Below are 12,844 nucleotides of genomic sequence, written 5' to 3' on the forward strand. Positions count from 1 at the left end.
ATAGGAGTTAGTAGCGATACGATAGGCCCGACCCGTGCCCCCCGCCGCTGCCGAAGCTGGCCTTGTCGCGCCGCCGGGCCCGACCGGCCCGCCTGGGGCAGTTTGTGGGGCCTTATACAAGTAATCCTTCAATAAACTGTATAGCCTCAGCGTAGGGTTCTAATGCCCAAGTGCCAATTTCGTGGTGTAAACCTTGCAAATTCCAAAAGCAGATTACTTCGCAATCCGGGTCCAACTGAATAGCAAAAGATAGGTCCTCCTTTTCGTAAACGGCATACAAATCCACCTTTTGAGAAGCAGTTGAACAGAAGAAGCGGAAAGCAAGAATTACTCCTGGAATATGTTGTTCGAGATGCTTAAATATGTCTTTGCCAAATCCTGAATAGTGCTGCATAGCCTGACCATAATCTACCTCGACGAACTTCCACCCTTTGGGGCCAGGCAACAGGGAATGCATTTCTGTAGGATTAAGTAACAAAAACTAAAAAGGGTGCTCCCTCAGCAAGGGAGCACCCTTTTTTATTGGCCTATACAGCCCTACATATTCCGCCGGTACTGCCCGCCGACCTCAAACAGCGCATTGGTAATCTGCCCGAGCGAGCAGTATTTCACCGTTTCCATCAGCTCGGCGAAGAGGTTGCCGTTGGCCACTGCTACTTGCTGCAGCTGCTTGAGCCGCGCTGGGGCCTGGTCGGCGTTGCGCTGGTGCAGCAGGGTGAGCATGTCGATTTGGTACTGCTTTTCCTCCTCCGTGGCGCGGATGACTTCGGCCGGCACCACCGTGGGCGAGCCCTTCGACGAGAGGAAGGTATTCACCCCGATGATGGGGTACTCGCCGGTGTGCTTCAGCATCTCGTAGTGCATGCTTTCCTCCTGGATTTTGCCGCGCTGGTACATGGTTTCCATGGCCCCGAGCACGCCGCCGCGCTCCGTGATGCGGTCAAATTCTAGCAGCACCGCTTCTTCCACCAGGTCGGTCAGCTCCTCGATGATGAAGGAGCCTTGCAGCGGGTTCTCGTTTTTGGCCAGCCCCAGCTCGCGGTTGATGATGAGCTGAATGGCCATGGCCCGGCGCACCGATTCCTCGGTGGGCGTGGTGATGGCCTCGTCGTATGCGTTGGTGTGCAGGGAGTTGCAGTTGTCGTAGATGGCGTAGAGCGCCTGCAGCGTGGTACGGATGTCGTTGAAGTCGATTTCCTGGGCGTGCAGGCTGCGGCCCGAGGTCTGGATGTGGTACTTCAGCATCTGGCTGCGGGCGTCGGCGCCGTACTTCAGCTTCATGGCCTTGGCCCAGATGCGGCGCGCCACCCGCCCAATCACGGCGTACTCCGGGTCGATGCCGTTGGAGAAGAAGAAGCTCAGGTTGGGTGCGAAGTCGTTCACGCTCATGCCGCGGCTCACGTAATACTCCACAAACGTGAAGCCGTTGCTTAGCGTGAGGGCCAGCTGAGTAATCGGGTTAGCGCCAGCCTCGGCAATGTGGTAGCCGGAGATGGACACGGAGTAGAAATTCCGCACCTTCTGCTGGATGAAGTATTCTTGCACGTCGCCCATCAGGCGCAGGGCAAATTCGGTGCTGAAAATGCAGGTGTTCTGGGCCTGGTCTTCCTTCAGAATGTCAGCCTGCACGGTGCCGCGCACCTGCGTCAGCGTCTTGGCCTTGATGGTCGCGTACACGTCGGCTGGCAGCACCTGGTCGCCGGTCACGCCGAGCAGCATCAGGCCGAGGCCGTCGTTGCCGTCGGGCAAGTCGCCCTGGTAGCGGGGGCGAGTGAGGTTTTTCTCCGCGTAAATCCGGTCGATTTTAGCGTTGACTTCCGCCTCCAGGCCGTTTTCCTTGATGTACAGCTCGCACTGCTGGTCGATGGCAGCATTCATGAAAAACGCAGCCAGCTGGGCGGCCGGACCGTTAATGGTCATCGATACCGACGTGCTGGGGTTGGCCAGGTTGAAGCCTGAGTAGAGCTTCTTGGCATCATCTAGGCAGGCAATGCTCACGCCGGCGTTGCCGATTTTGCCGTAGATGTCGGGCCGCAAATCGGGGTCTTCGCCGTAGAGCGTAACCGAGTCGAAGGCCGTGCTCAGGCGCTTGGCGGGCAGGCCCATGCTCACGTAGTGGAAGCGGCGGTTGGTGCGCTCCGGTCCGCCCTCGCCGGCAAACATGCGGGTGGGGTCTTCGCCCTCGCGCTTGAAGGGGAACACGCCGGCCGTGTAGGGGAATTCGCCGGGGAAGTTTTCCTGCATGGCCCAACGCAGCCGGTCGCCCCAGCCGGTGTAGCGCGGCGTGGCCACCTTCGGAATCATGTTGCCCGACAGCGACTTGGTGTGCGTCTGCACCCGGATTTCCTTGCCGCGCACCGAGTACACGTACTCGGGGTTGCGGTAGTTCTGCAGGATGTTTTCCCAGTTTTCCAGAATGGCCTGGCTGTCGGCGTCGAGGCGGCGGAGCTGGGTTTGCTTGTTCTTGCTGAACTCCTCCACCGTGCTGTCGCCGTCTTTTTTCTCGGCGCGGTAGTGCTCCTCCAGCTTGGCAAAGGCACCGGCTACTTCCGCAATCTGGGCCTGCTCGCGAACGCGCTGGTCGTAGGCACGGTTGGTTTCGGCAATCTCCGAGAGGTAGCGGGTGCGGTGCGGCGGGATGATGTAAATCTTCTCCGAGTCCGACGTGCTGGTTTCGAGGCTGGAGGAGAAGGTGGCGCCGGTTTTGGTTTCCAGCATCTTCAGCACGGCCCGATAGAGGCGGTTCATGCCCGGGTCGTTGAACTGCGAAGCGATGGTACCGAATACAGGCATCTCGTCAGTGGGCGTGTCCCACAGGCCGTGGTTGCGCTGGTACTGTTTGCGCACGTCACGCAGGGCGTCGAGGGCGCCGCGCTTGTCGAATTTGTTCAGGGCAATGACGTCGGCGAAATCGAGCATGTCAATTTTCTCCAGTTGCGTGGCCGCGCCGTATTCGGGCGTCATCACATACAGGCTGGCGTCGGAGTGCTCGATGATTTCGGTGTCGGACTGGCCGATGCCGGAGGTTTCGAGGATGATGAGGTCGTAGTTGGCGGCACGCACCACGTCCACCGCATCCTGCACGTAGCGGCTCAGCGCCAGGTTGCTCTGGCGCGTGGCCAGGCTGCGCATATACACCCGCGGCGAGTTGATGGAATTCATCCGAATCCGGTCGCCGAGCAGGGCGCCGCCCGTCTTGCGCTTGCTGGGGTCGACGGAAATAATGGCAATGGTCTTGTCCGGGAAGTCCATCAAAAAGCGCCGCACCAGCTCATCCACCAGCGACGACTTGCCCGCGCCGCCCGTGCCCGTGATGCCGAGGATGGGAGCGGAGTGCTTCGCGCTGAGGTTCTGATTCTGGTCGGCCTCGCTCTGCTGAAACTCCTGCACCAGCTGGTCTTTCACCCGCTCAAACTCCTCGGGGAAGTTCTCCGCCGCTGAAATCAGGCGGCCGATGCTGCGGGCGTCTTTCTCTTTCACGTGGCCGGCCTCGCCGTTCAAGTTCTGGCCCGTGGGGAAGTCGGCCTGCTCCAGCAGGTTGTTAATCATGCCCTGCAAGCCCATGGCGCGGCCATCGTCAGGCGAGTAGATGCGGGTGATGCCGTAGCCCTGCAGCTCGGCAATTTCGGTGGGCAGAATCACGCCGCCGCCGCCGCCGAAAATTTTGATGTGGCCCGCGCCGCGCTCCTTCAGCAGGTCGTGCATGTACTTGAAGTACTCGTTGTGGCCGCCCTGGTAGCTGGTGATGGCAATGGCCTGGGCATCTTCCTGAATGGCGCAATCCACAATTTCCTGTACCGAGCGGTTGTGGCCGAGGTGAATCACCTCGGCGCCGCTGCTCTGGATGATGCGGCGCATGATGTTGATGGCCGCGTCGTGGCCGTCGAACAGCGCGGCAGCAGTTACAATACGAACGTGATTTTTGGGCTTGTAGGGCGCAACGGGAGCTTGCATGAGCGGGGAGTAGCGAGTGGGAATTTGACGGGGTGAAGGTACGAAAGAAGCCCCGGCGCGGTGGCACCGGGGCTTTTTGAAACGAAAGGATAGGAATGTTTGGGAGCCTAAGCGGTTGCTTTTTCTTTGACTTTGGGCTTTGCGTTGGGAATCAGGTTATGCGGGTTCAGCACAAACTTCTTGGCTACCCCGCTATCAAACTCAGCGTAGCCCTCGGGGGCTTGGTCGAGCGTAATTACTTCCACATTCACCGCTTTCGCTATCTGCACTTTGCCGTACAAAATGGCCTGCATGAGCTGGCGGTTGTAGCTCAAAACTGGAGTCTGGCCGGTATAGAAGGAGTGGCTCTTGGCCCAGCCCAGGCCGAAACGTATAGATAGGCTGCCCTTCTGAGCGGCCTTGTCCTGGGCGCCGGGATCGGCGGTCACGTATAGGCCGGGAATGCCGATGGAGCCACCGGCCCGGGCAATTTCCATGAGCGAATTGAGCACGGCGGCGGGCACTTCCTCCTTTGCTGTCCAGCCCTCGCCATGAGCTTCGAACCCCACGCAATCGACGGCACAGTCCACTTCGGGCACTCCCAGAATCTGGGTAATTTGCTGCGCCAAGGTTGCGTCTTGGGTCAGGTCTACGGTTTCGCAGCCGAAGGAGCGGGCGTGGGCAAGGCGGGCATGGTTCAGGTCGCCCACTATGACCACAGCTGCGCCCAGTAATTGAGATGAAGCCGCGGCAGCTAGTCCAACTGGCCCAGCCCCGGCGATGTAGACTGTGGCCCCTGGCCTCACGCCGGCGCGGATGGCGCCGTGGAAGCCGGTGGGGAAAATGTCGCTCAGCATGGTCAGGTCGCGGATTTTCTCCATGGCCTGGGCCTTGTCTGGGAACTTCAGCAGGTTGAAATCGGCGTAGGGCACCATCACGTATTCGGCCTGCCCGCCTACCCAGCCGCCCATGTCGACGTAGCCGTAGGCGCCCCCGGCGCGGCCCTCGTTCACGGTCAGGCAGATGCCGGTTTGCTGCTCGCGGCAGTTGCGGCAGCGGCCGCAAGCCACGTTAAACGGTACCGATACCAGGTCGCCTTTTTTCAGTAACTCCACGTCGTCGCCGGTTTCGATGACCTCGCCCGTGATTTCGTGGCCCAGCACCAGGCCCGGTGCCGCCGTGGTCCGGCCGCGCACCATGTGCTGGTCGGAGCCGCAGATGTTGGTGGACACGACTTTCAAAATGACCCCGTGGGTGATTTTTCGGCCCTTGGGGTTTTTCAGCTCCGGAAAATCTATGCCTTGAACCTCGACTTTGCCGGGTCCCAGATACACTACGCCTCTATTGTCTGCCATGGCTATAGGGAATTAGGAGGGTGAGAAAAACCTGTCAGGAACCAGCCGGGCCGCGGTAGTTATCGCGCTGGTTGGGCCAAGGCCTGCACGCCGGCTTGAGCCACGGCGTGGTCATTTTCGACCGAGTCGCCCGATACGCCGATGGCGCCCATGTTGCCGCCATCGTGCCCAGGAATGGGGATGCCGCCGGGAAAGGTGATGAGGCCGCCGTTGGAATGCTCGATGTTGAACAAGGGGCCGCCGGGCTGCGAAAGCTTGCCGATTTCGCCGGTGGGCATGTCGAAGAAGCGGGCCGTTTTGGCCTTCTTAATGGAGATGTCGAGCGAACCCAGCCAAGCGTCGTCCATGCGGATGAAGGCCACGAGGTTGGCGCCCGCATCGACCACGGCGATGTTCATCTTGACATTCAGCTCAATGGCTTTCTGGTGCGCGGCCTGCAGGGCCGTTTGTGCTTGTGCTAGGGTAATGCCCATGGGTGCTGATTGGTTTAGGTGGAAAAAGGTGTGCTGCCCGCATGTGCGGGGCAGTGTTCTTCACCCAACTCGCAGCCCTGGGATTTGGTTACGACGGCCCAGCTACCAATTTCGGCAGCGTTTGCGTTTACTCCGATTTACCCCGGCACCTTAGCCAAACAGCACCGGCGGGCTTAGCGCCAGGCGCCAGGCTATTGCCACCATCACAGCCAGCCCAACCAGTCCCCAGGCCACGTACGTAGGCTTGGGGCGGCGCACGGTTTCCGAAAACACCTCGTTCTGGCAGCTAAGCGCCAGGGGCAATATCAGCAGGCCCATCATCAACAAGTGGAGGCCTTCGTGCAGCGAAAAATACGGGACCTTGGTGAGGGCGATAAAGATGCCCCCGGCCAACCAGGGGATAAACAAGGTAAAAACCACCATGAGCCGCCGGTTTTCGTAGCGCATCACCGTGCGGGAGTCGTGGGCCTGCAGGAAGGCCACGGCGGCAAAGTAGCCCAACGCCAGCTGCACCAAGCCGGCAATAAGGGCCAGCAGTACGTTGGCCACGTTGCCCATGCGGAGCACCCAGTCGGGCACGTACCAGAAGCCCGAATGCGTAAACGTGTCGGCGAGCAAGGCGCCAAACACGGCGTTGCAGCTGTGAAAAGCCACCCAGAGCAAGAGCAGCTTCAGCTGGCCGCGGTGGGCCCGCTTTTGCCGCCAGAACCACCAGAACGCGCCTATTCCTAACAGAAAGCAAACCGCTGGACCCACGCTGTATACGGCGATAACGGCCGTGCTGAACCACTCATTGTCGGCCAGGCTGTAGGTGATGACGCTGGGGTTCCAACGGCCGCGGAGCTCGTAAAAGTGCGACACTTCCATCTTCGCCGCCTGGTGCAGGCCCCACACCAGATAGTAAGCCAATACATACAAGGCCGTGCCGTTGAGGGCGGAAATCAGGAACTTGCTTGTATTGGTTTGCTGAGGAGCGGACGACGGCGTAGCAGTTTCCGGTTGCATAGGCGGACTTTACATATCGCATAAAATAAGGCGAATCAGCAAAACTAAGCAGCTCAGCCCAATTTTTGCAAGGCAGCCCGGGGCCGGCCAAATGGCGCCCGGCTGGCTTTTGCGCCCTACGGTTCGTACCTTCGCGGACTGAAAAACTGCCCTCTGTGAAGAATATTCGTAACTTTTGCATCATTGCCCACATCGACCACGGTAAAAGCACGTTGGCGGACCGCCTGCTTGAGTTTACCAGCACCGTGGCCAAGCGCGACATGCAGGCCCAGCTGCTCGACAACATGGACCTGGAGCGCGAGCGCGGCATCACCATCAAGAGCCACGCCATCCAGATGCAGTTTCCCTACAAAGGGGAAATCTACACGCTGAACCTGATTGATACCCCCGGCCACGTCGACTTTAGCTACGAGGTGAGCCGCAGCATTGCCGCCTGCGAAGGCGCCCTGCTCATTGTGGACGCCTCGCAAGGCATCGAAGCCCAAACGATTTCCAACCTGTACCTCGCCATCGGGGCCGACCTGGAAATCATTCCGGTGCTCAATAAAATTGACCTCCCGCACGCCATGCCGGAGGAGGTGACCGACGAAATCGTGGACCTTATCGGCTGCAAACCGGAGGATATTCTCCACGCTTCGGGCAAAACCGGCATCGGCATCGAAGCTATTCTCAATGCCATTTGCGACCGGATTCCGGCGCCGAAAGGCGACCCGCAAGCCCCCTTGCAGGCCCTGATTTTCGACTCGGTGTACAACTCGTACCGCGGCATCGAAGTCCTGTTCCGCATCAAGAACGGTACCATGCGCAAGGGCGACAAAGTGAAGTTCATGGCCACCGGCAAGGAATACGGCGCCGATGAAATTGGCATTCTGGGCCTGAACCAGGAGCCGCGGCAGGAAATGAGCGCCGGCAACGTGGGCTACCTCATCTCGGGCATCAAGGAAGCCCGCGAGGTAAAGGTGGGCGACACCATTACGCACGTAAACCGGCCCACGCCGGATGCCATCCAGGGTTTTGCCGACGTGAAGCCGATGGTATTCGCCGGCATTTACCCGGTCGAAACCACCGAGTACGAAGAGCTGCGCTCCAGCATGGAAAAGCTTCAGCTCAACGACGCCTCCCTGGTCTGGGAGCCCGAAACATCGGTGGCGCTGGGCTTTGGCTTCCGCTGCGGCTTCCTGGGCATGCTGCACATGGAAATCGTGCAGGAGCGCCTCGAGCGTGAGTTCAACATGACGGTCATCACCACGGTACCGAGCGTGCAGTTCCACGCCATCGGTACCAAGGACCAGATGCTAACCATCAACGCGCCTTCGGAAATGCCGGAGCCCAACTTGATTAAGCTGATTGAGGAGCCGTTCATCAAGGCGCAGATTATTACGGCGTCGGAGTACGTGGGCCCCATTATCACGCTGTGCATGGAGAAACGCGGCATCATCAAGGGCCAGTCGTACCTCACTTCCGAGCGGGTTGAGCTGAGTTTCGAGCTGCCGCTGTCGGAAATTGTGTTTGACTTCTTTGATAAGCTCAAAACCATCAGCCGGGGCTACGCTTCGCTGGATTACGAGCTGATTGGCTTCCGCGAAGCCGATATGGTGAAGCTGGACGTGATGCTTAACGGCGAGAAGGTCGATGCCCTCTCCGCCATCGTGCACCGCTCCAAGAGCTACGACTGGGGCCGCCGCCTTTGCGAGAAGCTGCGCGAGCTGCTGCCCCGCCAGATGTTCGACATCGCCATTCAGGCCAGTATCGGCCAGAAAATCATTGCCCGCGAAACGGTCAAGGCCCTCCGCAAAAACGTAATTGCCAAGTGCTACGGCGGCGACATCAGCCGCAAGCGCAAGCTGCTCGAAAAGCAGAAAGAAGGCAAGAAGCGGATGCGCTCCGTGGGCTCCGTAGAAATCCCGCAAGAAGCCTTCCTGGCAGTTTTGAAAATCGATTGATTTGTAAAGAGCGGCTTTCGGGCCGCTCTTTTTTTTAAGGTCCCGCTGGAGAAGGAAGCATCTTATCACGGCCTCTTTCGTCAGAATTTACAAACCCATGCGGCGCGAGGCGTGAGAAGGTCCTTCGCGGTGCTCAGGATAACAAACGCACTTTTATGAGCCCAGTTCAAACCAACAACCTCATCGACGGCAAACAAACCGCCGAGGACATCAAAGCCGAAATCGCCATTGAGGTCGCCAGCCTGAGAGTCGCCGGCGAAAAGGTGCCGCACCTGGCCGCCATCCTCGTGGGGCACGACGGCGGCTCCGAAACCTACGTGCGCAACAAGGTGCTAGCCTGCGAGCGGGTTGGCTTTCAATCTACGCTCTTGCGCTACGAAGACGATATCAGCGAGGCGGACCTGCTGGCCAAAGTAAACGAGCTGAACAACGACCCCGAGATTGACGGCTTCATTGTGCAACTGCCGTTGCCGGCCCACATCAACCCCGAGAAAGTCATCGAAGCCATTCGGCCGGAGAAGGACGTGGACGGTTTTCACCCCATGAACATTGGGCGCATGGTGGCCGGATTGCCGGCTTTGCTGCCCGCCACGCCGTCCGGCATTGTGGAGCTGCTCAGCCGCTGGGGCATCAAAACCAGTGGCAAGCACTGCGTGGTTATTGGCCGTTCCAACATCGTGGGGACGCCGGTTAGCATCCTGTTGGCCAAAAACCTGGATACGGCAAACTGCACTGTTACTTTATGCCATTCGCGCACGCAGAACCTGGCCGAAATCTGCCGGACGGCTGACATTGTGGTGGCTGCCATTGGCCGGCCCGAGTTTGTGACGGCCGACATGGTGCGGCCCGGCGCCGTGGTGATTGACGTTGGCACGACCCGGGTAGCCGACGCCAACAAGAAGAGCGGCTATACGCTGAAAGGAGACGTGAACTTTGCCGAGGTAGCGCCCCTGGCTTCGGCCATTACCCCGGTGCCGGGTGGCGTGGGTCCGATGACCATTGCCATGCTGCTGTTGAACACCCTGCGCGCTGCTAAAGGCGAAATATATCCCAAATCAGGAAGCTGATTTTTGGAATATTTGGTTAAGCTATCTGCAAACCGTACTTTTAAAGTCCGGCATTGGGAACGGTGTGTTCCTGTGCCAGCGTTCAGTAAGCTTAGCTTTCTGTCGATTTTCGTTATGATTCCTGTGAGTATACTTTCTTCTGATATTATTGCACCGAGTGGTGCTACGGCCGCGTTCGAAGCCGGCGTTATGCTGCCTGTTATGGAGCAGTTTTACACCATCCAGGGCGAGGGATATAACACCGGCCGGGCCGCTTATTTCATTCGGCTCGGGGGCTGCGACGTGGGCTGCCATTGGTGCGACGTAAAGGAATCGTGGGATGCCGATGCGCACCCCCGTCAGTCCATTGCCCAACTGGTAGAAGCCGTGCTGGCCCACCCGGGCCGCGACGTGGTGATTACCGGCGGCGAGCCGCTCATGCACGAGCTGGGCCCGCTCACGGCGGCCCTGCAGGCAGCCGGCTGCCGCACCTGGCTCGAAACTTCGGGCGCCCACCCGTTGTCCGGCACCTGGGATTGGATATGCCTTTCGCCTAAAAAATTCAAAGCGCCGCTGCCCGATGTGCTGGCGGCGGCCCACGAGCTGAAGGTGGTTGTGTTTAATGGCCACGATTTTGCTTGGGCCGAAGAACACGCGGCGCTGGTACCGGCCAGCACCCGCCTTTACTTACAGCCGGAATGGAGCCGCGCGGCTCGCATGACGCCCGAACTGGTGGAGTACGTGAAGCAGCACCCGCGCTGGCAGGTGTCGCTTCAGACCCACAAATACCTTGACATCCCGTAGCCTATCCTATGCGTTGCAATTCAGTGTTGGGGGCGTTCCGCCTCGGAATGATGTTTCTGTTGTGGCTGGCCACGGCGGAAGCTGCTTGGAGCCAGATGCCCGTCAAGGTGCAAACGCCCACCAACACCAAGGCCCGCAACCTGCTCGAGAAAGCCCAGCAGCAAACCAAGGAGCGGGACTTTATCAAGGCCATTGAAACGCTGAACCAGCTCAACCAGAAGTTTCCCTCCTTCGGGGAGCCTTACCTGCTGAAAGGCTCGTTGCTGAAAGCCATCGGCGACAACCGGGGTGCCCTGGCCGCCTACCGCGACGGCCTGAGCAAAGTGCCCACTGATGCGGTCCATGCGTCGGAATACCAAATGCTCGGGGACTTAGCCTTGAGCTACGGAGAATACCAAACGGCGATGGATGCCTACAAGCAGCTGCTGAAAGTGGCCCCCAAAACGCAGAGAAACCTGGCCAAATCGCAGCGCCAGCTGCTGACCTGTGAGTTTGCGCTGGAGGCCATGAAGCACCCCGTGGGCGAAGCGCCCGTGCCACTGCCCGCGCCGATGAACAGCTTTAAGTTTCAGTATTTCCCGGCCCTGACGGCCGATAACCGCTTTCTGCTGTTTACGGGGCGGCCGGCCGCCAGCAGTGGCGAGGATTTATTTGTGAGCCGGCAAAACAAGGACGGCTCGTTTGGGGCGCCGGTGTCGATATCGCCGGCCATCAACACGAGCTACAACGAAGGCGCCGGCTCCATTTCGGGCGATGGCAAAACCCTGGTTTTTGCTTCCTGCGACCGGCCCAAGGCCATTGGCAACTGCGACCTGTACATTTCGCGCCGGACCGGCAACAACTGGAGCAAGCCCGTGAACCTCGGCACCAACGTCAACTCCACGGAGTGGGACTCGCAGCCCACGCTTTCGGCCGATGGGCGCACGCTGTACTTCACCTCGACCCGCCGCGGCGGCCAAGGCCAGGAAGACATTTACGTAACCACCCTGCAGCCCGATGGCACCTGGAGCGCGGCCCAGAACCTAGGCACTCCCGTCAACACGCCGGGCAAGGACATGGCCCCGTTTATTCACGCCAGCGGCACCACGCTGTACTACGTGACCGACGGGCTGGTGGGCATGGGCGGGCTCGACGTGTTTCGGTGCGAGAAAACCGCGGCCGGCAAGTGGAGCGAGCCCCGCAACCTGGGCTACCCGCTCAATACGTTCGAAAACGAAGCCTCGCTCTTCATTACCTCGGATAACCAGAAAGGCTTTTGCTCGCGCAGCCGCGTGTCGGATGAGCCGCTGAACGGGGCCCGCATGACCCGCGAGCGGCCCGTTGAGCTGTTTAGCTTTTCGGTGCCGGCGCCGGTGAAGGCCCGTGAAACCAGTACCTATACCCAGGGCCGCGTATTCGATGCCATCACCAAAAAACCGCTCAAGGCCGAGGTGAAGCTCTACGACGTGGAAACCGACGAGCTGACGCAGTTCGTGACTTCCGACCCGGAGTATGGCGACTACACGGTGGTGCTGAACGAGGGGCACCACTACGCCATGTACGCGGCCGCCGACAAGTACCTGCTCAAAAGCCTCAGCTTCGATTATACCGACCAGCACACCTTCGATCCGTTAACCCTGGATATTTACCTGGAGCCGGTGCGCTCGGGGCGCAGCGTGGTATTGAACAACCTGTTTTTTGATACCAACAAGTACGACCTCAAGCCGCAGTCGCGCACGGAGCTGAACCGGCTCATCGAGTTTCTGCGGCAGTACCGGGACGTGCAAATCGAGGTATCGGGCTACACCGACAACGTGGGCACGCCCGAGGCCAACCTCCAGTTATCGGAGCGACGGGCGCAGTCGGTGGTGGCTTACTTGTCCAGCCACGGCATTTCGCCCAATCGCCTGCGCTCCAAAGGGTACGGCGAGGGCCACGCGCTGGCTGCCAACGACACCGAAGGCCACCGCCAGCTCAACCGCCGCATCGAGCTTCATATCCTGTAAGCGGTTTACCCTGGCAAACCACGGCAGTCAGGCGACCTAAGCAAAAAGATGGGAAACGTGATTTTACTTAAAGTAACACTTTAGATAAGTGAAAATATAATAGGATTTGCGCTCAAAAAAATATGGCTCGCCCGTTGGCGGGCTTTTTTTTTGTCTCTTTGCGGACTTTTTTTAATTAAAACAAGGAGCTATAAATGAGCTATTTATATGTAGGCAAAGAAACTGGTTGATTAAAAAAGTGCCAAAAAAAATTATTTGTGTTCAAAAAATTATTGTGCTTACGTTTGGTCCAGACAATCA

General features: G+C 59.1%; 9 protein-coding genes. 4 read left to right on the forward strand and 5 right to left on the reverse strand.

Translation table 11 applies throughout. The features are described 5' to 3' along the window. Positions 1-112: 112 nt before the first annotated feature. The 5 genes from AUC43_RS13930 to AUC43_RS13950 all read right to left on the reverse strand — a co-directional run bounded on the left by AUC43_RS13930 (position 113) and on the right by AUC43_RS13950 (position 6,766). Positions 113-457 carry a hypothetical protein gene (locus AUC43_RS13930; RefSeq protein ID WP_068194774.1) on the reverse strand — a complete coding sequence of 115 codons (345 nt, stop codon included), beginning with the start codon at positions 455-457 and terminating at the stop codon, positions 113-115. 80 nt (positions 458-537) lie between these two features. Continuing rightward, positions 538-3,954 (reverse strand): methylmalonyl-CoA mutase family protein, encoded by a 3,417-nt coding sequence (locus tag AUC43_RS13935; RefSeq protein WP_068194777.1) that lies wholly within the window; start codon positions 3,952-3,954, stop codon positions 538-540. Between the two features lie 107 nt (positions 3,955-4,061). After that, complete coding sequence (gene fdhA, locus AUC43_RS13940; protein WP_068194779.1) at positions 4,062-5,288, reverse strand: formaldehyde dehydrogenase, glutathione-independent; 1,227 nt, start codon at positions 5,286-5,288, stop codon at positions 4,062-4,064. 59 nt (positions 5,289-5,347) lie between these two features. Continuing rightward, positions 5,348-5,761 carry a GlcG/HbpS family heme-binding protein gene (locus AUC43_RS13945; RefSeq protein WP_068194782.1) on the reverse strand — a complete coding sequence of 138 codons (414 nt, stop codon included), beginning with the start codon at positions 5,759-5,761 and terminating at the stop codon, positions 5,348-5,350. 150 nt (positions 5,762-5,911) lie between these two features. Beyond that, a complete protein-coding gene (locus tag AUC43_RS13950) occupies positions 5,912-6,766 on the reverse strand; it encodes a hypothetical protein (protein WP_068194785.1) in 855 nt (284 codons plus the stop codon). A 155-nt stretch (positions 6,767-6,921) separates the two neighbouring features. Between AUC43_RS13950 and lepA the strand changes: the two genes are divergently transcribed. From lepA to AUC43_RS13970, 4 genes are all read left to right on the forward strand, one after another. Continuing rightward, positions 6,922-8,709, forward strand: coding sequence for a translation elongation factor 4 (lepA, locus tag AUC43_RS13955; RefSeq protein ID WP_068194788.1), 1,788 nt, complete (start codon positions 6,922-6,924; stop codon positions 8,707-8,709). A gap of 155 nt (positions 8,710-8,864) precedes the next feature. After that, a complete protein-coding gene (locus tag AUC43_RS13960) occupies positions 8,865-9,776 on the forward strand; it encodes a bifunctional 5,10-methylenetetrahydrofolate dehydrogenase/5,10-methenyltetrahydrofolate cyclohydrolase (protein WP_068194791.1) in 912 nt (303 codons plus the stop codon). 201 nt (positions 9,777-9,977) lie between these two features. Then, complete coding sequence (locus AUC43_RS13965) at positions 9,978-10,559, forward strand: 7-carboxy-7-deazaguanine synthase QueE (protein ID WP_199243450.1); 582 nt, start codon at positions 9,978-9,980, stop codon at positions 10,557-10,559. 8 nt (positions 10,560-10,567) lie between these two features. Next, positions 10,568-12,544 carry an OmpA family protein gene (locus AUC43_RS13970; protein ID WP_233254011.1) on the forward strand — a complete coding sequence of 659 codons (1,977 nt, stop codon included), beginning with the start codon at positions 10,568-10,570 and terminating at the stop codon, positions 12,542-12,544. The last annotated feature ends 300 nt before the right edge of the window (positions 12,545-12,844 follow it).

Origin of the sequence: Hymenobacter sedentarius (assembly GCF_001507645.1) — a bacterium.
Classification (GTDB): Bacteria; Bacteroidota; Bacteroidia; order Cytophagales; family Hymenobacteraceae; genus Hymenobacter; species Hymenobacter sedentarius.